The organism is Pseudomonas sp. TE12234, assembly GCF_054061835.1.
The window spans coordinates 205,911-228,144 of record NZ_JBSSEP010000001.1 but is presented as its reverse complement, the minus strand read 5'-3'; the positions used below and the strand labels follow the sequence as shown (position 1 = coordinate 228,144).

The 22,234-nt window shown below is 57.7% G+C and carries 17 protein-coding genes; 9 read left to right on the top strand and 8 right to left on the bottom strand.

The window, feature by feature from the left end; translation table 11 throughout:
- Positions 1 to 99: 99 nt before the first annotated feature.
- Together ACVWYU_RS01080 and ACVWYU_RS01075 are read right to left on the bottom strand one after the other, a co-directional pair.
- Positions 100 to 282, bottom strand: coding sequence for a BPSL0761 family protein (locus tag ACVWYU_RS01080; protein ID WP_457371909.1), 183 nt, complete (start codon positions 280 to 282; stop codon positions 100 to 102).
- 58 nt (positions 283 to 340) lie between these two features.
- Positions 341 to 610, bottom strand: coding sequence for a hypothetical protein (locus tag ACVWYU_RS01075; protein WP_457371716.1), 270 nt, complete (start codon positions 608 to 610; stop codon positions 341 to 343).
- A 672-nt stretch (positions 611 to 1,282) separates the two neighbouring features.
- Between ACVWYU_RS01075 and ACVWYU_RS01070 the strand changes: the two genes are divergently transcribed.
- From ACVWYU_RS01070 to ACVWYU_RS01055, 4 genes are all read left to right on the top strand, one after another.
- Positions 1,283 to 2,164 (top strand): hypothetical protein, encoded by an 882-nt coding sequence (locus tag ACVWYU_RS01070; protein WP_457371715.1) that lies wholly within the window; start codon positions 1,283 to 1,285, stop codon positions 2,162 to 2,164.
- Between the two features lie 272 nt (positions 2,165 to 2,436).
- The gene (locus tag ACVWYU_RS01065) at positions 2,437 to 3,468 is read left to right on the top strand and encodes a histone deacetylase family protein (RefSeq protein ID WP_247255257.1); all 1,032 of its coding nucleotides are present in this window, start codon (positions 2,437 to 2,439) and stop codon (positions 3,466 to 3,468) included.
- Positions 3,469 to 3,480: 12 nt separating this feature from the next.
- Positions 3,481 to 4,581, top strand: a complete 1,101-nt coding sequence (locus ACVWYU_RS01060; protein WP_090326756.1) for a polyamine ABC transporter substrate-binding protein — start codon at positions 3,481 to 3,483, stop codon at positions 4,579 to 4,581.
- A 164-nt stretch (positions 4,582 to 4,745) separates the two neighbouring features.
- Positions 4,746 to 9,365, top strand: a complete 4,620-nt coding sequence (locus tag ACVWYU_RS01055) for a hypothetical protein (RefSeq protein ID WP_457371714.1) — start codon at positions 4,746 to 4,748, stop codon at positions 9,363 to 9,365.
- 9 nt (positions 9,366 to 9,374) lie between these two features.
- On the opposite strand, the gene pdxR is transcribed toward ACVWYU_RS01055, so the two are convergent.
- Positions 9,375 to 10,928 carry a MocR-like pyridoxine biosynthesis transcription factor PdxR gene (pdxR, locus tag ACVWYU_RS01050; RefSeq protein ID WP_457371713.1) on the bottom strand — a complete coding sequence of 518 codons (1,554 nt, stop codon included), beginning with the start codon at positions 10,926 to 10,928 and terminating at the stop codon, positions 9,375 to 9,377.
- Positions 10,929 to 11,020: 92 nt separating this feature from the next.
- On the opposite strand from pdxR, the gene ACVWYU_RS01045 reads away from it, so the two are divergent.
- Genes ACVWYU_RS01045 through ACVWYU_RS01035 form a run of 3 tightly spaced genes read left to right on the top strand, consistent with a single transcriptional unit; the run spans position 11,021 to position 12,790 of the window.
- On the top strand, positions 11,021 to 11,644 hold the full coding sequence (locus tag ACVWYU_RS01045) for an FMN-binding negative transcriptional regulator (RefSeq protein ID WP_090326763.1): 624 nt from the start codon (positions 11,021 to 11,023) through the stop codon (positions 11,642 to 11,644).
- A 10-nt stretch (positions 11,645 to 11,654) separates the two neighbouring features.
- A complete protein-coding gene (locus tag ACVWYU_RS01040) occupies positions 11,655 to 12,101 on the top strand; it encodes a GNAT family N-acetyltransferase (protein ID WP_090326765.1) in 447 nt (148 codons plus the stop codon).
- Between the two features lie 17 nt (positions 12,102 to 12,118).
- On the top strand, positions 12,119 to 12,790 hold the full coding sequence (locus ACVWYU_RS01035) for a GNAT family N-acetyltransferase (RefSeq protein WP_457371712.1): 672 nt from the start codon (positions 12,119 to 12,121) through the stop codon (positions 12,788 to 12,790).
- 192 nt (positions 12,791 to 12,982) lie between these two features.
- Here ACVWYU_RS01035 and oadA read toward each other — a convergent pair whose 3' ends face one another.
- Positions 12,983 to 14,791 (bottom strand): sodium-extruding oxaloacetate decarboxylase subunit alpha, encoded by a 1,809-nt coding sequence (gene oadA / locus ACVWYU_RS01030; RefSeq protein WP_390957808.1) that lies wholly within the window; start codon positions 14,789 to 14,791, stop codon positions 12,983 to 12,985.
- Between the two features lie 11 nt (positions 14,792 to 14,802).
- Positions 14,803 to 16,218 carry an acetyl-CoA carboxylase biotin carboxylase subunit gene (locus ACVWYU_RS01025; RefSeq protein WP_007896523.1) on the bottom strand — a complete coding sequence of 472 codons (1,416 nt, stop codon included), beginning with the start codon at positions 16,216 to 16,218 and terminating at the stop codon, positions 14,803 to 14,805.
- Between the two features lie 190 nt (positions 16,219 to 16,408).
- Here ACVWYU_RS01025 and ACVWYU_RS01020 point away from each other — a divergent pair, with 190 nt between their 5' ends.
- A complete protein-coding gene (locus tag ACVWYU_RS01020; protein WP_247255250.1) occupies positions 16,409 to 17,371 on the top strand; it encodes a LysR family transcriptional regulator in 963 nt (320 codons plus the stop codon).
- On the opposite strand, the gene ACVWYU_RS01015 is transcribed toward ACVWYU_RS01020, so the two are convergent.
- Complete coding sequence (locus ACVWYU_RS01015) at positions 17,313 to 17,525, bottom strand: PA3496 family putative envelope integrity protein (RefSeq protein ID WP_247255249.1); 213 nt, start codon at positions 17,523 to 17,525, stop codon at positions 17,313 to 17,315. The genes ACVWYU_RS01020 and ACVWYU_RS01015 overlap by 59 nt on opposite strands.
- Positions 17,526 to 17,664: 139 nt before the next feature.
- Entirely contained in the window at positions 17,665 to 18,531 is an 867-nt protein-coding gene (gene hexR, locus ACVWYU_RS01010) for a transcriptional regulator HexR (protein ID WP_007954250.1), read from the bottom strand.
- Between the two features lie 349 nt (positions 18,532 to 18,880).
- Here hexR and ACVWYU_RS01005 point away from each other — a divergent pair, with 349 nt between their 5' ends.
- On the top strand, positions 18,881 to 19,195 hold the full coding sequence (locus ACVWYU_RS01005) for a hypothetical protein (RefSeq protein ID WP_247255248.1): 315 nt from the start codon (positions 18,881 to 18,883) through the stop codon (positions 19,193 to 19,195).
- A 64-nt stretch (positions 19,196 to 19,259) separates the two neighbouring features.
- Here ACVWYU_RS01005 and ACVWYU_RS01000 read toward each other — a convergent pair whose 3' ends face one another.
- Positions 19,260 to 22,130 (bottom strand): putative bifunctional diguanylate cyclase/phosphodiesterase, encoded by a 2,871-nt coding sequence (locus ACVWYU_RS01000; protein WP_457371711.1) that lies wholly within the window; start codon positions 22,128 to 22,130, stop codon positions 19,260 to 19,262.
- Between the last annotated feature and the right edge of the window lie 104 nt (positions 22,131 to 22,234).

Here is a 22,234-nt window from a genome sequence, read left to right as displayed (position 1 = left end):
CGTGGCCATAAGCAGTCTGTCGCAAAAAGCAGTTTTCAGCGCTTGCCAGATGTACCTACCAGTCTTCCATTGAGGAGCAAAACACAGGGCTGAATGTTCCTATCCCCATTTTTTTGCTTGCTCTTCAATTCGGCCAGCCTGTAGCACATCGTGCTTAGTGGGAAAGTGGCGCAACAAAAAATGAGCATCTCTTCTAACGCGCTCGGGCACCTCTGTGTCGCTAGCGAGTTCCGTCAGGAAAGAGTGAGCTTGTGCAACACACTTGGTCCGTTCGAATGGCATCGTCATTTTAGCCTCCACGTGTTGAAATCGACTGATCAATGTAATAGGGCCAATTTAGTCAATAGATATCCTCAGCGTCCGCGTCCGAATCCATGTAACCAGGGCTGATCAGGTACTGGGTAAGCAGTTTGTGATGCGGGTAGCGATTCTCGAAGCGTTTAATCAAACCATTGAAAATTTCTTCTCCTGCAGGTGTCCCAATAGCTCGACGGATCACGAAATCGGCGATGGCCAGCCGCACTTCAATTTCACTCTTGTCGAGTGGGACCTCCTCTACATCGTCATCAAGCTGGAGGCTAGGACCATATCTCACAGGTTTTTTTGTCATCTTTCCCTACCCGCCCGAAGGATCTGATTGGTCAAAATTAACCGTACACAAAATTCCGGTCGATACTGCTTAAAGCTGCTGATTCAAATGTACGATGCTGTAAAAAAACATACACCATATTTCAAATGAATGAAATCACCGGAATCCTGTGTACAGATGTAAAAATTTTAGCGTACACGTGTTATTTTGGATCGATCCTACTGAGCGCAGCATTGAAAGCATGATAGTCTGAACGTATGTGGAATTGCTTAAGGCGAGCGGAGATGAATAAGCGTAAGCTGTCGCAAGAAGAATAAAACCATCTGCTATTGATGGATAAAAGAAAGCGTAATCGCGACAAGCTAATTGCCGCTATTGACACTGCATCTCCTGAGGAACTCGATCGTGCCGCAGCTTCTATAAAAGCGGTACTACGCAAATCCGGTTTACCGGCCCGCCCAAGAAGGTTCGCGTGAACCTCCAAGAAAAAGTAGAAGAAAACCACACTTTCTGATGAATAAGATCTCTTCCCCAAGCACGGGCTAACCAACAACCAATTTACATTGGCGCTCGCTAACTACTTTAGTTAGGTGTAACCCTTCAGACTTGCAGTAAAGGCGGTTCTGAAGAGATAAGGTCACGAACACAGATAACTTTACAATACTTTTCCGATTGCGCGATTAGAGGCGAAAATTGCATTTACTACCTTCAAAATTTCCTGACGAATACATCGGCTCAGTAATCCGGCGAAAAAAGGAATTACTCAATTTAGGAAAACTTTCTCGTAAAGATTATAAAATCAAACCGCCATTAAATTACCGCAAGACTTTAATATGTTTTATTCGCGAAAGTCATCCCGCGCTTGAAATACTGGCAGAGACCGCAACGCTACTTCCTTTAGCTAAGTCGCTTGGGCTTAGCACGAGCCCGCTAACAGTAATCACACCGAGTGATTCATGGCGCATATGTAGACAATGTATCACGACGGACTTGGAAAATATTGGCGTTGGTTACATACGCCGACATCACTTGATATCTAGCATAAAAGCTTGCGACCTACACGGCCTATCATTAGATGAATTTTGTCCATCCTGTAATATTCCTATAAAAAAACACTTAAACTCTAGCTTCAACGAATGCGCCAAAGTGTTTAATCTGAGTAAAAATGAAAATGAATTCCAAGCCGCTAACATAAAATATGCAAAATTTGTACGCGAACTCCTAAACTGCAAAGTGCGCAATGCAAATTTTTCGCATGTGCGACATGCGATTTATAACCAGCTTAGAGAGCTTGGATATGTGTTGGGCGGTGATATCCACTGGAAAAACGTCTGCATTGACGTGAACAACTATCTCGGCGAATTCACTCATAAAAACAAAATTGATTTCAGCATTAGTCAACTGAATCCAATTACTAGCCTCGGGTCAATAACGAAAATTGCTTTTTTCGCATTTCGAACAACAGACGCTTATTGGCGGTCAATACAGGAGGCTAGCTGCATTGGCAAAGCGTTCAATGAACGTCCCCTGCAAGCTAGGGCAATGAACGCGTTCCGATGCAGCACAAAATTCTAATTCAGTACTTTAGATTAAATATAAACATCTGTAGCGAAGATGGGGGGCTCTAGGAGGCTCTAATCCTCTGAGACTGCTTTTATTGTTCTCAGACGGTTTTTATTGTCTAAATTCACCACGCGCCATGCCAGGGCTTGGCGCATTAAAAAGGGGCGAATTTCGGTCAGATCTTTTGGCCATATAGATCCCCTTTTGGCCTTTCCTGCCATTCTCCAAAATCGTGCGCCCCGCAAGACTGTGTTCAACCCGAATCAGCCTGCGGAGAACAAGAAATGCTGACGATCTACTCGAACGATCACCATCTGCACCACGGCCGTTGTGAATTAATAGACGGGCAACTCAAGCCTTGCTTCGAAATGCCTTCGCGAGCCGACCACGTCCTGGCCCGCGTGCAAAACCAGAACCTGGGCCCGGTGGAAGCACCCAAGGATTTCGGCCTCGGCCCCATCGAGCGCGTGCACAGCCGCGACTACCTCGATTTCTTCAAGGGCGCCTGGGCGCGCTGGACCGAGTTCAACACCGACGGTGACCTGCTGCCCTACACCTGGCCGGCCCGTACCCTGCGCCAAATCAAACCGGCCAGCCTGCACGGCCAGCTCGGTTATTACAGCTTCGACGGCGGTGCACCGATCACTGCCGGTACCTGGCAAGCCGCGTACAGCGCAGCGCAAGTGGCATTGACCGCCCAGGCGGAAATCCAGGCTGGCGCACGCAGTGCCTTTGCCTTGTGCCGTCCACCAGGACACCACGCCGCAGGCGACTTGATGGGCGGTTACTGCTACCTCAACAACGCCGCCATCGCCGCCCAGGCCTTCCTCGATCAGGGCCACAAAAAAGTCGCCATCCTCGACGTGGACTACCACCACGGCAACGGTACCCAATCGATTTTCTACGAACGCAGCGACGTGCTGTTCACCTCGATCCATGGCCATCCGGAAGCCGAATTCCCGTTCTTCCTCGGCTATGAAGATGAACACGGCGAAGGCGCGGGTGAGGGTTTCAACTTCAACTACCCGTTGCCCGCCGGCAGCGGCTGGGACACCTGGAGCGCCGCCCTGGAACAGGCCTGCAAAGAGATCGAAAGCTACGGCGCGGACATCATCGTTGTGTCACTGGGGGTCGACACCTTCAAGGACGATCCGATCTCGCAATTCAAACTCGACAGCCCGGATTACCTGGCCATGGGCAAGCGCATCGCCGGCCTCGGCAAACCGACGCTGTTCGTGATGGAGGGTGGTTACGCGGTCGAGGAAATCGGCATCAACGCGGTGAACGTCCTTGAAGGTTTTGAAAGCGCTCAGTGAGGAACTAAAACAATGAAAAGGCTCAAACGTTTTATCGTGCCAGCCCTGAGTGCCATGGTGCTCAGCGGTGCCGTGCACGCCGAAGAACGAACGTTGCGCGTCTACAACTGGTTCGATTACATCACCCCCAAAGCCTTGGAAGATTTCAAGGCGCAGAACACCCAGACCAAACTGGTCTATGACATCTTCGATACCAACGAAGCCCTCGAAGCCAAGCTGCTGACCGGCAACTCCGGTTACGACGTGGTGGTCCCGTCCAACGTGTTTCTCGCCAAGCAGATCGAGGCCGGAGTTTTCCAGCCGCTTGACCGCAGCAAACTGCCGAACTGGAACCATCTCGATCCCAAGCTGATGAAGCTGATCGAAGCCAATGACCCGGGCAACAAGTTCGCGGTGCCCTACATGTACGGCACCATCCTGATCGGCTTCAACCCGGCCAAGGTCAAGGCAGTACTGGGCGATGACGCGCCGGTCGACAGCTGGGACCTGATCTTCAAGGAAGAGAACATCAGCAAGCTCAAGCAGTGCGGCGTCGCCCTGCTCGACTCGCCGTCGGAGATCCTGCCGCTGGCCCTGCAACACCTTGGCCTGGACCCCAACAGCAAGAAGCCTGCGGACTACGACAAGGCTGAAGCGCTGCTGATGAAGATCCGCCCGTACATCACCTATTTCCACTCGTCCAAGTACATGGCCGATATCGCCAACGGTGACATCTGCGTCGCCGTCGGTTATTCCGGCAGCTTCTCCCAGGCCGCCAACCGCGCCAAGGAAGCCAAAAACGGAGTCGTCGTCGACATGCGCCTGCCCAAAGAAGGCGCGCCGATCTGGTTCGACATGCTCGCCATTCCAAAGGGCGCGAAGAACCCGGAAGACGCCTACACCTTCATCAACTACCTGCTGCAACCCCAGGTCATTGCACCGGTCAGCGACTTCGTCGGTTACCCGAACCCGAACAAGGACGCCACGGAGATGGTCGACCCGGCGATCCGCAACAACCCGAACCTGTACCCGACCGAAACGGCGATGGGCACGCTCTACACCCTGCAACCACTGCCGCGTGATGCCGAACGTGCGCGGACCCGGGCCTGGACCAAAATCAAGTCAGGCACCTGACACGTATCGCTTAAGCCGCTGACCCAGACCTGCGTGCGCGCAGGTCTTTTTTTGCCCGTGATATTTATTTACCGCCCTCACCTGCCTGCCCGTCACTACCTTGCAACGGATCGCGCGCCGAACGTTTTGCCATACCTGCGCGCCCCTCCACAAAGGATGTGACCATGCCCGACACTACCAGCCCTTCCGTTTTACCCGGCCTTTCCACCGACCAGGTTGCCCTGCTCACTCAATTGGTCACCGGCCCCTCGATCAGGGAAGTCGCCACCCGTGCGCTACAACCTGCCTTGAAAACGCTGTACCCGAACCTGCAAATCGACCCTCGGCTAGCCATGGTGGTCACGCCCACCTGGACTCTCCACGAACAGCGCGTCGAACCCGGACCACGGCACTTCGAATCGCTGACAGACGCACTGGTGCGCCATGGCGTAGCGGGAACGCCTGTGGTCTACCTCGACGGCGAGCACTACCTGACGCTGCACCCCCTGAAACAGACACCGGCACAACTGCCGGTCAGCATCGAAGCCATCGGACGTCTGCTCAATGAGCTGGCACCGCTGCTGTTTGTCGCGTTTCAGGAACAGCAGGTCGATTACTGGAATCAGTTCACTCGCGCATCGACTCCCCGCTGGCAGGAACTGTCCAGATCCTTGCGCGATCTGTGGAGCGTCGAGGCAAACCCGGACTGGGACACCGATCAACACGCCATGGCCGGCAAACTGTTCACCTACCCGGACAAAAGCGTTCGCCATTCCCATGACCCCTATCAGTCACGCGCCTGCCTGATCGACCTGGACGCCATGAGCGGTGCTGACTCGACCCACGTCAACATCCTCGACATGGCGGTACTGGTCGGAACACTGGGCACTCGAACCCTGGTCATTACTCACACCATCACCCGCGGTTTCCAGGCGTTCGACTCCCTGCAGGAACTGGGCGCGTCGTTGTTGACGGACGCCAATGGGCAAGTTCAGGGCAACGTTCTGCATTGGCGCCTGATCGAACCCCAGGGCAATTACTTCGACCGCCTGGCGTGCAATCTGATAGCCCTGCAAGCCGACGCAATCGGTGCGTTGGCCAACGAACCTGCAGCGAGCCACCCGGACGTTGCGCCCCACATCACCCGCGCTACCAGCGAGCTCGACCCGACGGACAAGCAGTCTTCCTCGCGATTCAATCGGGTCGAGCAATCGCTGCCAGACTGGATGGCCGATGCGTCTTCCAGCGACCTCACCGCTTACAGTCGTCATCTCATGGATCTGGTGACGGTGCGCAATCAGAACGCCGGGAAGTCCTTTCAGGACGGGATCAAACCGATCCGCGAGTTTGCGCTGGATCAACTGCGCGAGGGCATGCTCAAAGATCATGCCGATGCGACAGGACTGAACCTGGCGGACATCGAGATCACGGTCGACAGCGTGGTGGTCTGGGGCAGCTTTGTGCCAATGGTAGAGCCCGAGCGCACGACCCTGAGCCTGGTCGACCTGGCACTGCAAAACCTGATTGCCCTGCCACAGGGCAACAAATCCATGCGCAGCACCAGCGCCGCCGCGCTGCCGAAATGGATGACGGTGAGTTACCTGGAGGAACTGATCGCTCGCGTCGACATCGGCCAGAACTATCCGGCGCTGATCAAAAGCGAGCTGCTCGGCGATCCCGTTGAAAGCCTGCGACGGCAGAACCTGTTCACCAGCCATTTGCGCGTCGAATTGCCGTTGCTGGCCTTGCAGTTGAAGATTCGCAAACAGAACGGCATCGATGAGACGGGTTATCGCTATGTCGCCGCAGTGGTCCAAGTGCTCGACGCCAATCGCTGGGTGGATGGCCAGGAGATCGTGATTCGCCCACTGGCCTTCACGCCTGGCTGGCGCATCGGGGGGGCCAGCGATGAAGTGACCAACATGTTCGTGATCGGGCCCCGGCAGATGGATAAGGGGCCATGCCTGCTTTACCGGCCCATGCTTGAGCACTCGCTGAGCCAGTACCCGACACCGGCCAACCTGGTCTACACCATCAAACACTCGCCGACATTGCGCCAATCCGTACTCGCCTGGCTACCGGATGACACCCGCGCCAACTACGCCAACTATGCGTTCACCGGCGACCGGCCTTCGGTCTGGAGCATTTCGCAACTGCTGGCCGACCCGCTGACCTCCCTGCAAATGAGCGGCCCCATCGCCCTTGGCCAGCGCGTCCTCAGCGGCGACTACCTGGCCACCTTGTATAAATCCAACGTCAATGCGCTGGTTGAATTGGCGCAACGGCAATCGCTGTCCAATGCGCAATATCGCTGGGCGACTTTCAAGCGCGTCGCCTGGGCGCTGCTTAATGCCACACTGCCCTTTCTCGGCCAAACCATCGGGACGACCGCGTGGATCTGGCAAGTGCTGGATGACGTGCAGCAAACGCTCGACGCTGCCGACAATGGCGATCAACAGCAGCGCAACTCAGCCATGACCGATCTGTTGCTGACCCTGTCCATGGTGCTTGTCCATCACGCCAGTACCCGTAATCCGCCCGTGCGCAGGATCCAGGAAAAGCCGATTGCAACAGCGGGCGAGCCCCCGGAAAAACCGGCCCTGCAAACGGTGAGCGTCGTGCAATTGCCCGACATCGCCAGCGAGCATCTTCCTGTGCTACATCGCCCGTCAGTGGCGACCGATGTTGTCCTGGACCTGACCAAAACACTGGATCGCTACAACATCACGCCACCCGAACCGCTGACAGCGCCCGACGGTGGCAACGACCTGTATCGCCATCTCTATCGAAAGGGAAACGCCTGTTACGCACCGGTAGGCGAGCGCTGGTTTGAAGTCGCCGTCGAGGACACCGGCGAAGTGTCGATCATCGACTCTCGTCAGCAGCCCACACGCAGCGGCCCGGCACTGATCAGCAATAAACGCGGCGAGTGGTTTGTCGACACACGCCTGCGCCTGCGGGGCGGTGGTCTGTCGAGCCGGCGCAAGGCAATGAAACAGCAAAACCGCGAGCGCATCGCCGAGCTCAAAAAGCAATTGGTCGAGTTTGACAACGAACGCGAGCGGGCACGTACAGAGCTGACGGACGCCCACAACGCCATGAAAAATTCGGTCGGCGACGAGGCTCTGCTGACCGCACAAACACAATTTCTGGAGAAGCTCGAACGACGCACCCAGGAATACGCAGTCCCCATCGAACAGTTGAAATCGCTGAACCTGCTGGAAACGGTGCCCAACTACCGGGCCGTCATGATCGAGATGCTCGGCACCCAATTGTTCTTCAACCAGACCTGGCTCGACCAACGCAATGCAACTTTCGCTCAAACCCTGAGGGAAACCCTGGCGCTGCTGGACGCTGAAGAAACGTCTGGGGGTGCCGGCGACCGCGCCACCTACCGGAAAATGGTCGACCTGACTGAGGGCATGATCGGAAAAATCGAGTTTGCACAATCGCAGTTCCAGGCGCTGAGCCGACTCGGCAGAAGTGCCGCCGAAGTAGCCAACACCTACCGGGCAAAATTACCGGCTTTCAGCCTTAACGATCTCAAGGCGCTTCAGGTCTCGCTGGCCCGCGACGCCTGCCTGAAGGAGGGAAACACTGTTGCGCTGAAGCAGGCCTACAGCGAATTCGCACGCCTGCTCGACACCGCCAACCTGGTTATCCAGACATCGCAGGAGTTGATGCTGGAAGGAGGCGCCTGGCTTGCAGCGGAACGCATCGAAGGCCTCAACGGGATGCTCGAACAATTTTCCGCCATTGATCAGTCATTCGAAGATTTCGCCCTCAGCCACAAGGACGCCGTACTTGATCAACCGTTCAGGCACCTGCGCACACGGATCAGCGATTTCCAGCGGGACACCGAAGCCTTTCTGGCGCAGTTGCTGCGAGAGCAACGGCCACTGGAGCCACGGCCCGGCCCCTCAAGGCCCGAACCTGCATCGCGCAAACGGGTGATCAAGACTCGCTTCAAGGGCACTGTGGTGGGCGAAGTACGTCCCTCGACATCAGGCCAACCGATACTGCTCGACGTCAAAGCGCCCATGACCGGCAAGGTGATCGCCACCTTTCACGAAAAAACACCGGGCGTCTGGGTCGAGCGAGTAAAGCCCAGACGTCAACGCCCGTCGGCGCAAGTACCAGACCTGGAGACGCAAGTCGCTCAAGGCCAGACGCTGCTCGACAGCGTGGAAAGCTTCATCCGGCAAACTGAAGCGAGCGCAAAAAAACCTGGCCGTATTCCGGTGGAAATCGAGGAGTTGTTCCAACAGAAAGCCGAGCAACTCGATAAAAGCGCCAAGGCACTGGAACAAATCCCGACCGGTTCGAATACAACGGCCTCGTCGACAACGCTGGCTACACAATTGCGCGCAGCACGCGACCGACTCTACGCCGAGGGCTACCGGATTCGGGTCGACATGATCAAGCAACAGCCGCCCACGGCCGCGCGCGTCGAATGGCTATCGAGCAAGAATGAAATCGATATCGTGCCTAATGGTGAACGGCGTCGACTCAAAGGCCCGCGCAAGGATTACCTGCAGGAATACGAGATTCGCGAGCGAGGCACCGGGCAACCCCTGTGGTACGCCCACTTCCACTATGCCGCCCCCAACACGCCCACCGAAGCGTTTACCGCCGCCCACCTGAAACGGCGTGATCAACGACTGATGGCCGGGGCATTCGACCTGAGTTCGGCCTCCAGCAGCCAGGTGATTGCGGTCTATAGAAGCGAAATCAGCCCGCAACTGGCCAGTTCACTGTTCTTTTCAAAAGCCTTGAACGTCAAGAAGGAGATTGGCGATGACTGAACAGCCAGCTCAGCGAGTGCGCCATACCGAGCGCAACCGTTCCAGCGCCACCCCGATCGCTTGCTCGGGCACTGCGGCAAAGCCCAGCACCAGCCCGGCGCGTTGATCGATCGGGGTGCTGGAGTCCGGCAGCCAATAACTGCTCAAGCCATTGATCTCGACATCGACACCCCGTGCCAATTCGATCAGCGCCTGCTCTCGCGCCACGCTATCGACCGGTACGGTCATGTGCAGCCCGGCGGCGACCGTGGGTAACGGGCCGACACCGGGCATGTCCAGCGGCCAACCACCCAGCAACGTATTGCGCCGACTCAGCGCCGCGCGACGCATGCGGCGGATATGTCGCTGGAAGTGTCCCGCCGCCATGAACTCGGCCATCACCGCCTGGGTACTGACTTCCGAATGACGCACATCCACCGCACGACGCTGGGCAAAGGCTTGCACCAGACCCGCAGGCAACACCAGGTAACCCAGGCGCAAGGCGGGAAACGCCACCTTGCCGAACGTGCCGACGTAAAGCACCCGGCCTTGCCTATCCAATGCCGCCAGGGGTGCCAGCGGGGCGCCGCTGTAGCGGTACTCACCATCGTAATCATCCTCGACGATCCAGCCTTGCGTGCGCTCGGCCCAGGCCAGCAACTCCAGACGACGCGCCAGACTCATGACTACCCCTGTCGGGTACTGATGCGAGGGCGTGACGTAGGTCAGCCGGCAATCACTGAGCCCGGCCAGCTCGCCGCAGTCGATGCCCTCGCTATCCACGGCGACCCCGTGCAACCGCGCACCGGCGACGGCGAATGCATGACCCGCCGCGCGATATCCAGGATTCTCAATCGCCACCCCGTCGCCCGGCTCCACCAGCAACTGTGCACAAAGGCTGATCCCCTGCTGCGCACCACTGGTGATCACTATTTGCTCAGCGGTGCACTGCATGCCTCGCGAACTGCGCAAGTAGGCTGCAATCAACCCGCGTAATCGGGCATCACCTGCCGGGTCGCCGTAACACAGCTGCTGCAAATCGGGTTTACGCCAGAAAGCCGCATTCAGCTTGGCCCAGACCTCGAAAGGAAACAGATCGAACGCCGGAACGCCGACCCGAAAAGCCCGTGGCGGACCACTGGGCGGCATCGCTAAATGGTTCTTTTCAACACGCCCCAACGCGCCACTGTGGGTAACTTTGCTGGATGAAACCACAGGTAAATCCACCCGACTTGTGGATAAGGCTGTGGGTAAGCCTGTTGAAAACCCTGTGGATACTTTTGTGGATAGTTTTTTTACCGGTAATGCACTTTGCGGCAATTGCGCCACATAGGTCCCGTCGCCAACCCGCCCTTCGATAAATCCTTCGGCATAGAGCTGATCGTAGGCACGCACCACGCTGTTACGTGAAATCGCCAACGCCGCGGCCAGATCACGACTGGCCGGCAGTCGCGTACCGCTGGCCAATCGTCCGTCGAGGACGCGAAGGCGCAGTGCCTGATAGAGCTGGCGGCTCAGCCCCTGGCGACGGTCGAGTTCGATACCGGCGGGGTTGAACGACAAGGAAAGCGGCGCGTCCGTCATGGCAATGGACCTATGAAATTGGTCGTTAATGGCTCTTACAACAGACCAATAGCCTGCCTAGGATGCAGGCATTCGCCAAGGAAAATATCTCCATGTACACGCCACGCGCTTTTGCCATCGACGAGTTGTCCCAACTGCATGAACTGATCCTCGCCACCCGTCTCGCCATCTTGGTTACCCAGGGCGAGAGCGGCCTGCAAGCCAGTCATGTGCCGGTGCTGTTGCATTGCGAACAAGGCTCGAACGGCACGCTGTACGGGCATCTGGCCAAAGCCAACCCACAGTGGAAAGACCTGCGCGACGGTGCCGAAGCCCTGCTGATTTTTGCCGGTGCCGACGCCTACGTCAGCCCCGGCTTCTACCCGAGCAAGGCCGAACACGGCAAAGTCGTGCCAACCTGGAACTACGTCGCCGTACACGCCTATGGCCGAGCCGAAACCTTCAGCGATGGCGGGCGGCTGCTGGACATCGTCAGCACCCTCACCGACCGTCATGAAGCTGGCCGTACTCAACCGTGGTCAGTGGCCGATGCCCCCGCCGATTACATCGACGGCATGCTCAAGGCCATCGTCGGTTTCGCCATTCCCATCGACCGCCTGGAGGGCAAGCGCAAACTCAGCCAGAACCGCAGCGCCGCCGACATCGCTGGCGTACGTGAGGGCCTGGCCGCCAGCCCGGAAGTCAACGACCAGGCCCTCGCCCAATTGATGCGCTAAGGAAATCACCATGAGTCAAATCGAGATTCGCCAAGTCACCGCCGGTGATCACGCCGCGTGGTTGCCGTTGTGGCAGGCCTACCTGAACTTCTACAACACCGAATTGCCCGAGGCGGTCAGCGACAGCACCTGGCAGCGCCTGCTTGATCCAGGCGAACCGACCCATGCAGCCCTCGCGTGGGCCGATGGCAAAGCCGTGGGTATGGTTCACTTCATCTACCATCGTTCGAACTGGAGCATTGAAAACTCCTGCTACCTGCAAGATTTGCTGGTAGTGCCAGAAACCCGTGGCACGGGCGTGGGTCGCCAGTTGATCGAATTCGTCTACACCACAGCCAAGGCCGACGGTTGCTGCAAGGTGCATTGGTTGACCCACGAAACCAACGCCACCGCAATCCAGCTCTATGAGCGCATCGCCGAACGCCCCGGTTTCATCCAGTTTCGCAAAGCCATTTAAGGTTCAAGGAGAACAGCATGTCGACTTCACTCGCGGACTGGAAAGGCGTCCCGGCACCCTCGGTCCAACTCATCGAAGGGCGTTTCATCCGCCTGGAAAAACTCGACCCTGCGCGCCACGGCGACGACCTGTTCGAAGCCCTGCAAGGCCCGGGTGCTGATCTCAAGCTCTGGGACTACTTGCCTTACGGCCCCTTCCCCGAGCGCGGCGCGTTCAACGACTGGTTGAACAACCACGCGGCCAATAGCGACCCGTACTTCTTCAGCGTGATCGATAAAGCCACTGGCGAGGTTCAAGGCATTCTCAGCCTGATGTCGATCGTGCCGGCCCAGGGTCGCATCGAAATCGGCCATGTGACCTTCGGCGCGCCGATGCAACGCTCGCCAAAGAGTACCGAGGCGGTTTACCTGTTGGCCAAGGAATCGTTCGCCCTGGGTTACCGACGTCTGGAATGGAAATGCAATAACGCCAACGCCCGCTCCAAATACGCAGCCGAGCGCCTGGGGTTCAGTTTTGAAGGCGTGTTTCGCCAGCACATGGTGGTCAAGGGACAGAACCGTGACACAGCGTGGTACTCGATCCTCGATTCGGAATGGCCGGAGATTGGAGCGGGATTTGAGCGCTGGTTGAGCGATGAGAACCAGACGGAATCGGGGCAGTTAAAGACATTGGCGCAATGTCGGGAATAAGAGCCCAACGGGACTTCGAACCAATACAAGCGAGCTTGCTCGCGATGGCGGAGTAACCTTCAACACACGCGTTGACTGACACCACGCTATCGCGGGCAAGCTCGCTCTCACATTGGGCAAGCGTTTTACGCGGAAAAAAAAGGGGAGCACATGCCCCCCCGAGGTTTAAAGCGTTTTATCGAGGCTGTTAAATCAGCCTTCGATCTCGATCAGGATCTCGCCCGGATTCACCCGGTCACCCTTGGCCACATGGATGGCAGTGACCTTGCCGGCGATGGCGGCCTGCACTTCGGTTTCCATTTTCATCGCTTCGGTGATCAGCACAGCCTGGCCGGCCTTGACGGTGTCGCCTTCCTTGACCAATACGTCGACGATGTTGCCCGGCATGGTGGTGCTGACATGGCCTGGCGCAGTGGCTTGCTTGCGCTTGCTGCTGCCACCGCTGACGAATTCGTTCAGCGGTTCGAACACCACTTCTTCCGGCATGCCGTCGATAGACAGGTAGAAGTGACGCTTGCCTTCGGCCTTCACGCCAACGCCGGTGATGTCGACGCGGTAGGTTTCGCCGTGTACGTCGATGACGAACTCGGTCGGCACGCCTTCGCCACCCGCCGAGGCCACGCGGCCGGCTTCCGGGATCGGCAACAGCACTTCCGGCGTCAGGGTGCCCGCGGCGCGTTCTTCGAGGAACTTGCGGCCAATGTCCGGGAACATGGCGAAGGTCAGCACGTCCTCTTCAGACTTGGCCAGGGCACCGATGTCGGCACGCAGCTTGGCCATTTCCGGCTTGAGCAAATCGGCCGGACGAACGTCGATCACCTCTTCGCTGCCGATGGCCTGACGACGCAGTTGCTCGTTCACGGTGCCCGGCGCCTTGCCGTAGCCACCTTGCAGGTAGAGCTTCACTTCGTTGGTGATGGTCTTGTAACGCTCACCGGCGAGCACGTTGAAGAACGCCTGGGTGCCGACGATCTGCGAAGTCGGGGTCACCAGCGGCGGGAAGCCGAGGTCTTCACGAACGCGAGGGATTTCGGCCAGCACTTCGGCCATACGGTTCAGGGCGCCCTGCTCTTTCAACTGGTTGGCCAGGTTGGAAATCATCCCGCCCGGAACCTGGTTGACTTGAACGCGGGTGTCGACGGCGGTGAATTCGCTTTCGAACTGGTGGTATTTCTTGCGCACGGCGTAGAAGTACAGACCAATCTCTTGCAGCAGTTCCAGATTCAGGCCGGTGTCGAACTCGGTGCCTTTCAGGGCGGCAACCATCGACTCTGTGCCCGGGTGGCTGGTGCCAGAGGCGAAGCTGGAGATCGCGGTGTCGATGTGGTCGGCGCCGTTTTCGATTGCCTTGAGTTGGCACATCGCGGCCAGGCCCGCGGTGTCGTGCGAGTGGATGAACACTGGCAGCGACTGCTCGGATTTCAATGCCTTGACCAATTCGCCGGTGGCGTACGGCGTCAGCAGGCCAGCCATGTCCTTGATCGCCACCGAATCGCAACCCATGGCTTCCATCTGCTTGGCTTGCGCCACGAACGCGTCGATGGTGTGCACCGGGCTGGTGGTGTAGGCGATGGTGCCCTGGGCGTGTTTGCCGGCAGCTTTCACCGCTTCGATGGCCACGCGCAGGTTACGCACGTCGTTCATGGCGTCGAAGATGCGGAACACGTCGATGCCATTGACCGCCGCCTTGGCCACGAACGCCTTGACCACGTCGTCACTGTAGTGGCGGTAGCCCAACAGGTTCTGGCCGCGCAGAAGCATTTGCAGACGGGTGTTAGGCAACGCGGCGCGCAGTTGACGCAGACGCTCCCACGGGTCTTCTTTCAGGAAGCGCACGCAGGCGTCGAAAGTCGCGCCACCCCAGCATTCCAGCGACCAGTAGCCGACTTTGTCGAGCTTGTCGCAGATCGGCAGCATGTCTTCGGTGCGCATGCGGGTGGCGAGCAGCGATTGGTGAGCGTCGCGCAGGATCGTGTCGGTAACGTGTATTTTCTTGCTCATTGTTCTATTCCTCACAGGCCTGCGTGGGCGGCGATGGCGGCGGCGATGGCCAGGGCCAGCTCTTCGGGTTTGCGCTTGATCGAGTAGTTGGTCAGTTCAGGATGGCTTTCAACGAAGCTGGTGTTGAACTGGCCGCTACGGAATTCCGGGTTACGCAGGATTTCCTGGTAGTACGCGGCGGTGGTCTTGACCCCTTGCAGACGCATGTCGTCGAGGGCACGCAAGCCACGGTCCATCGCTTCTTCCCAGGTCAACGCCCACACCACCAGTTTCAGGCACATGGAATCGTAGAACGGCGGAATGGTGTAACCGGTGTAGATCGCCGTGTCGGTCCGCACGCCCGGGCCGCCGGGAGCGTAGTAGCGAGTGATCTTGCCGAAGCTCGGCAGGAAGTTGTTCTTCGGGTCTTCAGCGTTGATCCGGAACTGCAGGGCGAAACCACGGTGCTGGATATCTTCCTGCTTTACCGAAAGCGGCAGTCCGGAGGCGATGCGGATCTGCTCGCGAACAATGTCGATACCAGTGATTTCTTCGGTGATGGTGTGTTCCACCTGCACCCGGGTGTTCATTTCCATGAAGTACACCTCGCCCTCGGCGAGCAGGAACTCCACGGTACCGGCGTTCTCGTAACCCACGGCCTTGGCTGCGCGCACCGACAAGTCGCCGATGTAGGCGCGTTGTTCGGGGGTCAGTTGCGGGCTCGGGGCGATCTCGATCAGCTTTTGGTTACGACGCTGGATCGAGCAATCACGCTCGAACAGGTGAACCACGTTGCCAAAGCTGTCGCCGAGGATCTGCGCTTCGATGTGCTTCGGGTTGACGATGCACTTTTCCAGAAACACTTCCGCAGAACCGAAAGCTTTGGTGGCTTCGGAAATGACGCGCGGGAAGGCTTGTTCGAGTTCTTCGCGGCTGTTGCAACGACGAATGCCGCGACCGCCACCACCGGACGTGGCCTTGAGCATCACCGGGTAACCGATGCGATCGCCTTCGGTCAGGGCCTCTTCGATGCCCGACACGTTGCCTTCGGTACCAGGAGTCACTGGCACGCCAGCCTTGATCATGCTGCGGCGGGCTTCGGTCTTGTCGCCCATGCGGCGAATGACTTCAGCCGATGGACCAATGAATTTGATCCCGCGCTCGGCGCAGATGTCTGCCAGTTCAGCGTTTTCCGAAAGGAATCCGTAGCCGGGGTGCAGCGCATCGCAACCGGTTTCCACAGCCAGGTTAACCAGCTTGCGCGGGTTCAGGTAACCGGCCAGCGGCTCGGCACCAATGCTGTGGGCTTCGTCGGCACGCTTCACATGCAAGGCATGGCGGTCGGCGTCGGAATAGATCGCGACCGAGCGAATGCCCATTTCGGCGCAAGCACGCACGATTCGTACGGCAATCTCACCACGGTTGGCGATCAGGATCTTTTTTATCACTTGGAGGTTCCCTTGAGCCGGTGGTACCCACGACCTGCTAGACCAGGTCGACGCGTGACCAAATGTTTCAATTTGGTCGCGGCCCCACACTAGCTCTCACAAGGAATTAACAAAAATGAATAATTATTGGGTCATGCATAAGTAAAGACTTATAGTTGAAACATCAGCCTGCGACGAGAGCGACCCTAAAATGCGTAAGTCATTGATGCGTATGACATTGCGTCAATTGCAGATTTTCAATGAAGTCTGTGATCTGAGGTCCTACAGCCGCGCAGCCGACGAAATGTCGCTCACACAACCGGCCGTCAGCCTACAGATTCGTCAACTTGAGGAGCTGATTGGTCAACCGTTGTTCGACTACGTCGGCAAGAAACTCTACATGACGGAAGCGGCCGAAGCCCTCCAACGCGCCAGCCGGGACATTTTCGGGCGCCTGGAAAACCTCGATATGCAGCTCTCGGACATGCAGGGTTCGTTGCAGGGCCAACTCAAGCTGGCGGTGGAATCCAGCGCCAAATATTTCGTACCGCATCTGTTTGCCGCATTCAAGCGCCAGCACCCGGAAGTGAACCTGCAACTGACGGTGGTCAACCGCGGACAGGTGATCCGACGCCTGTCGGACAACCGCGATGACCTGGTGATCATGTCGATGGTGCCGCAGGACATGGGCCTTGAATTCTTGCCGTTCCTTAACAACCCCATCGTTGCCGTGGCGCCGCCGGATCATCCGCTGTGCCACATGGGGCCGCTGCGATTGCAGGATCTTGAGCCCTACACACTGCTGATGCGCGAATCCGGCTCGGGGACGCGACTGGCTTGTGAAGAGTATTTCAAAGAGAAGCGCGTGCACTTCAACCAGACCCAGGAAGTCTCGTCGGCCGAAGCCCAGCGTGAATGTGTGCTGGCGGGTCTGGGCGTGGCGCTGTTGACGCGTCACGCCCTGAACCTTGAACTGGCGACCGGCGGATTGATCGAGTTGCCGGTCGACGAGCTGCCGCTCTATCGCAGCTGGTGCCTGGTGCAGGCCAAGGCTAAACGGCTGTCACCGGTAGCTCACGCATTCCTTGCGTTCATTCGCAGCGAACGCGTGCAGATCAGCGCGCTGGTTGAGCGTTTCGACGGGAAACTGGCGATGCAGCCTGCCAAAAGTTGAGTTCCAGATCTTCAGGAAAATCACCGATCTCGGCCAGAAGCTGACGGCGTTCGCAGCGGTCTTCAATGGCGCGGCGGAACTCCATGCGGCGCTGATCTTCTTGCTGGCGACGGGTTCTGACAGCGCTGTTGCGTTCTTCGTAAGGCAGGGCCATTTCGAGTCTCCCAAGGCGAGTACGGGAGTTTCAAGATAGGCGCGAGGGATGACGGTTTGGCGGCTCTGAAGTTACAGACTGATGAAAGCTTGTTGGTCGCTGCTGCTCCCTCGCCACAAAGTCCGCGCCAACCTTGAATTCAATCGTCCAGCGCTTTCACCGACTTGGGCGACAAGCGCAAGCTGCGAAGGCTGCGTTTGACGCTCTTGAGGTGATTGACCAGGCTCGGACCACGGGCCATGGCCACCCCCATCGCCAGCACGTCGATCACCACCAGGTGAGCGATACGCGAGGTGAGCGGCGTGTAGATCTCGGTATCCTCGTGCACATCGATGGCCAGGTTGACGGTCGACAGTTCGGCCAACGGTGTCTGACTTGGGCAAAGCGTGATCAATGACGCACCGCTTTCACGCACCAGGTTGGCGGTGATCAGCAGATCCTTGGAACGTCCGGACTGGGAAATACAGATCGCCACGTCGGTCGGTTTCAGGGTCACCGCCGACATCGCCTGCATGTGCGGGTCGGAATAGGCCGCTGCAGTGAGCAGCAAACGGAAGAACTTGTGCTGGGCATCTGCCGCGACGGCACCCGAAGCACCGAAACCATAGAATTCCACGCGCTGAGCCTGTGACATTAGCGTCACGGCTCGCTGCAGCTCCAGGGGATCGAGCTTCTCGCGAACCTCCATCAAGGTGTGCAAGGTGGTGTCGAAGATCTTCAGGCTGTAATCAGCGACCGAATCGTCTTCGTGGATCGCGAATTGCCCGAAACTCGCGCCTGCCGCCAGGCTCTGGGCCAGCTTCAGCTTCAGGTCCTGAAATCCGGAACAACCGATGGCGCGGCAAAAACGCACGATGGTCGGTTCGCTGATGCCGACGCTGTGGGCCAGGTCGGCCATGGAACTGTGCATCACGGCCGCAGGATCAAGCAGCACGTGGTCGGCGACCTTGAGCTCCGACTTGCGTAACAGGTGGCGAGACTGGGCGATGTGTTGCAGCAGATTCAAAGGGCTGGACTCTTTGTTATGGGCTGGCGCCGGGGATGTAGCACGCTTGTAGTTATACTACATGAATCGGCTTTTTGCCTGCTCAATGAGTAACCGGATCCCTCGATTTCAGGTGCCCGCGCTTCATGTAGCAGTCCTGCCTGATGCCTGAAGCGGCCCCTCCCCCCTTCCAGGCGGTTATGGCGACCTTCAGACAGTTAATTGATTTCTCACTCTGATTTGCCCGAACAATAGAACCAACAAACACAACCTTACAATTACAACTTATATTTATTAACCACAACCAAACTCGGCTAGATATATTAATTCCGCAGGAAGCAATAACAACTAACCAAAGGGATTATTTATCATGAGCATTAAAACCAAAGACTGGACCGCACAAATCGATCGCATGCCTGGCGCCAACTCTTTCCGCACCTACGGCACTGTAACCGTTGCCCATACGGGCATCACACCCAAGCTTGAACGAAGTCCGATACAGGACAAATCCTTCGACCTTCGCCTGAATTTGAAACTTGAAACGTCCAATCAAATTTCTTTGCAAGTCGAGACCGACAAACATGTCGAATATAAAGTGCCTGGCGACTCCCATGTCACTGGCGTAAGTATTTTCCACGATGGCAAATTAATTCATCATATCGATAAAGTTCTGATAACCCACTAAGAACACACCAACTTCCTGATTTCCCGTCGGCATTCAAACGTATCCGACGGGAAATTCCCCCTATTCAGTCAATGCATTGCTCCCGCAGCATAACCGCCAGGCCCTGTGCCTCGATTGGCCGACTGATCAGATACCCTTGCACCTCGTCGCAGTGTTCTTGCTGGAGGAACTCAAGCTGCTCCTGCCGCTCTACCCCTTCCGCCACCACCTTCAACGACAAACCGTGAGCCATGGCGATGATCGCTCGGGTGATCGCCGCATCCTCGGTGCCCTCCCCCAGGCCGCGAATGAACGCCTGATCGATTTTCACGTAATCCACCGGGATGCGTTTGAGATAGCTCAGTGACGAATAGCCGGTGCCGAAATCATCGATCGCCAGCTTCACGCCCAAATCACGTAACTGCTGGAACGTCGCGATGATGTGCTCGACGCTGTCCAGCAACTGGCTTTCGGTGAGCTCCAGCTCCAGGTAATGCGGCGCCAGACCGGTTTCTTCCAGCACCTGACGAACCAGGCTGACCAGCTTGCCCTGACGCAGTTGATGCACCGACAGATTGACCGACACCCGAATCGGCTCGAGCCCCTGTCGCTGCCACTCACAGGCTTGCCAGCAGGCCTGACGCAACACGAACTCGCCGATTGGGCCGATCAGCCCGGTTTCCTCGGCCAGGCCGATGAAGTCCCCCGGCGGCACGCGGCCCATGGTGGGATGGTCCCAGCGCACCAAGGCTTCGGCAGCGTTCAGCTTGCCCGTGGCGAGACACAGCTTCGGCTGGTAGAACACCATCAGTTGCTTCTCTTCAATCGCTTTGCGCAGCTGGTTTTCCAGTTGCAGGCGCTCCAGCGTGCTGGCTTGCAGGCTGTCGGTGTAGAACTGGAAATTATTGCCGCCCAAATGCTTGGCATGCTGCATGGCCATGTTCGACTGGCTGACCAACGCCGAAATTTCCCGCGCGTTATCCGGCAACAAGCTGATGCCCATGGATGAACTGACCACCAGTTCATGGCCATCGATGGTCACCGGCAAACGCAACTTGGTCGACAAGCGCGTCGCCACCCGCGCCAGACTCGAGAGGTTGCCGTAGGAATTGAACAACACGGCGAACTCGTCGCCAGACAAACGCGCAATGGTGTCCGCCTCGGGCAGTGCATTGACCAGGCGCCGCGCCATTTTCTGCAGCAACTGGTCGGCGACTTCATGACCAAGGCTATCGTTGAGCTGTTTGAAGCGATCCAGATTGATGTGCAGCAGCGCCAGGCTGCGATAGCCGCCCTGGCGCACCCGCTGATGCGCTTCGCTGAGCCGTTCGCGGAACATCGCCCGGTTGGCCAGGCCCGTCAGTTCGTCGTAATGAGTCAGATAGCGCATGCGCTCTTCGGATTCTCGCCGCGCCGAAAGATCGGAGAAGAAGCCGACAATATGGCTTACCTTTCCCCGCGTATCGCGCACAACGTTCAATTGCAGCCATTGCGGGTACATCTCACCGTTCTTGCGGGTTTCCACCAGTTCGCCCTGCCAGCTGCCGTATTGCTCCAACGCCTGATGAATCGCGCCATAGTGTCGGCGCGCGTCGCGACTGCAGGGCAATTCGACGACGTTGCGCCCGAGCATGTCTTCGATCTCATAGCCAGTCACGCGGCTGAAGGCCTGATTGATCGCGATCAGGGCGTAGTTCGGGTCAAAAATCACGATACCTTCGCTGGCCGCCTCGAATACGGTCGCCGCCAGTTGCTGTTGTTCTTCGAGAGCCCTGCTGGTGCTGATGTCACGACGGGTGCCGACCATGCGAATAACCCGGCCGCTTTCAGCGCGCTCTACCGCTCGCCCGCGGTCTTCGATCCACACCCAGTGGCCGTCGGCATGACGCACACGGTATTCGATCAGGTAATCCTCGGTGCGCCCCTTCAAATGCTCGACCAACGCCCTTCTCAGTGCAGGAAGATCGTCGGGGTGCAGGCGTGGTTTGAGATGACGCAGCATGGCCGTCACGTATTCGGGTTCCAGGCCGAACAGCTCCTGAATGTGGGTGTGATGGACCTCATCGGTTTGCAGGTTCCAGTCCCACAACCCCAATTCACTGGCCTTCAACGCCAACGCCAGTCGCGCCTCACTCTTGCTCAGCGCGTGGTTGGCAGCGTCCAGTTCCAGGCTGCGTTGTGCAACACGGCTTTCAAGGCCGGCCTGAATTTCGCGCAGTTCGTCTTCGGCACGACGGCGCTGCTCAATTTCCCTGGCCAGTTTTTGATTGAGCTGGTCGCTGCAGTTTTGCGCTTGCTGCAAATGCTCGATCAATGCTTGATTCTGGAAACGTCGCAATAACTCCCGATTGATCAGGCCGTTGACCTGCCAGGCCACCACACTCAGCGCGCCCAGCAAAATCAGGCCGAACCAGCCCCAGCCATGTGCCTGTTCATCGCCGCCCCAGAACAGATAGGCGATGGCCGGCAACAAACAGGGCAAGGTGAACGACAGGAACGCCGGCAGGCTGACCGCGTAGGCGACACTGGCCGAGAGCGCCGCGGCGCCGATCAGCCCGAAAACCCAGGCTTGCTGAATGAAATTATCGGCGGGAACCAGCGCGATGCCAGCGGCAGCAAGGGTCAGGCCGGTGAGACCGGAGCCCAGCAAAAACATGCGCAGCCAGATCGGCTGGGCCTGACGGTTGGGAATCGCCGAATCGAAGGCGGCGACCTGGATCACCCGCAACGCCACCAGGGACAGCAACCACACCAGCCAGACGCTGACCAGGAAATATCGCTGCGGACTCCAGAGCAATCCGGCGCAGACCAGACCATTGATCAACATGAACAGTGTGGGCAGCAAAGAGCCCTGATATAGCAGACGCGTGCGTTCGACCGCCATTTCCATGGCGTATTGTTTACGGATAACCCGTGGTTCCACGGAGGGGCCCGACAGGTCGGAGCTGAAGGTCATAGGCAATATTCTTGTTCTTATAAATGACGAGCACAGGCCCGAAACGTGGACGGAGCATACACAAGCAAATGCCCGGACCAAACAGCTACAGCTCAAAAAACAGT

What these genes read in the sequence shown, in the direction of transcription:
- ACVWYU_RS01035 (WP_457371712.1), top strand. Translation starts at nt 12,119, where the DNA reads ATGTCGACTTCACTCGCGGACTGGAAAGGCGTCCCGGCACCCTCGGTC.
- ACVWYU_RS01040 (WP_090326765.1), top strand. Translation starts at nt 11,655, where the DNA reads ATGAGTCAAATCGAGATTCGCCAAGTCACCGCCGGTGATCACGCCGCG.
- ACVWYU_RS01055 (WP_457371714.1), top strand. Translation starts at nt 4,746, where the DNA reads ATGCCCGACACTACCAGCCCTTCCGTTTTACCCGGCCTTTCCACCGAC.
- ACVWYU_RS01020 (WP_247255250.1), top strand. Translation starts at nt 16,409, where the DNA reads ATGCGTAAGTCATTGATGCGTATGACATTGCGTCAATTGCAGATTTTC.
- pdxR (WP_457371713.1), bottom strand. Translation starts at nt 10,928, where the DNA reads ATGACGGACGCGCCGCTTTCCTTGTCGTTCAACCCCGCCGGTATCGAA.
- ACVWYU_RS01005 (WP_247255248.1), top strand. Translation starts at nt 18,881, where the DNA reads ATGAGCATTAAAACCAAAGACTGGACCGCACAAATCGATCGCATGCCT.
- ACVWYU_RS01060 (WP_090326756.1), top strand. Translation starts at nt 3,481, where the DNA reads ATGAAAAGGCTCAAACGTTTTATCGTGCCAGCCCTGAGTGCCATGGTG.
- ACVWYU_RS01080 (WP_457371909.1), bottom strand. Translation starts at nt 282, where the DNA reads ATGCCATTCGAACGGACCAAGTGTGTTGCACAAGCTCACTCTTTCCTG.
- ACVWYU_RS01075 (WP_457371716.1), bottom strand. Translation starts at nt 610, where the DNA reads ATGACAAAAAAACCTGTGAGATATGGTCCTAGCCTCCAGCTTGATGAC.
- ACVWYU_RS01015 (WP_247255249.1), bottom strand. Translation starts at nt 17,525, where the DNA reads ATGGCCCTGCCTTACGAAGAACGCAACAGCGCTGTCAGAACCCGTCGC.
- ACVWYU_RS01045 (WP_090326763.1), top strand. Translation starts at nt 11,021, where the DNA reads ATGTACACGCCACGCGCTTTTGCCATCGACGAGTTGTCCCAACTGCAT.
- ACVWYU_RS01000 (WP_457371711.1), bottom strand. Translation starts at nt 22,130, where the DNA reads ATGACCTTCAGCTCCGACCTGTCGGGCCCCTCCGTGGAACCACGGGTT.
- ACVWYU_RS01065 (WP_247255257.1), top strand. Translation starts at nt 2,437, where the DNA reads ATGCTGACGATCTACTCGAACGATCACCATCTGCACCACGGCCGTTGT.
- oadA (WP_390957808.1), bottom strand. Translation starts at nt 14,791, where the DNA reads ATGAGCAAGAAAATACACGTTACCGACACGATCCTGCGCGACGCTCAC.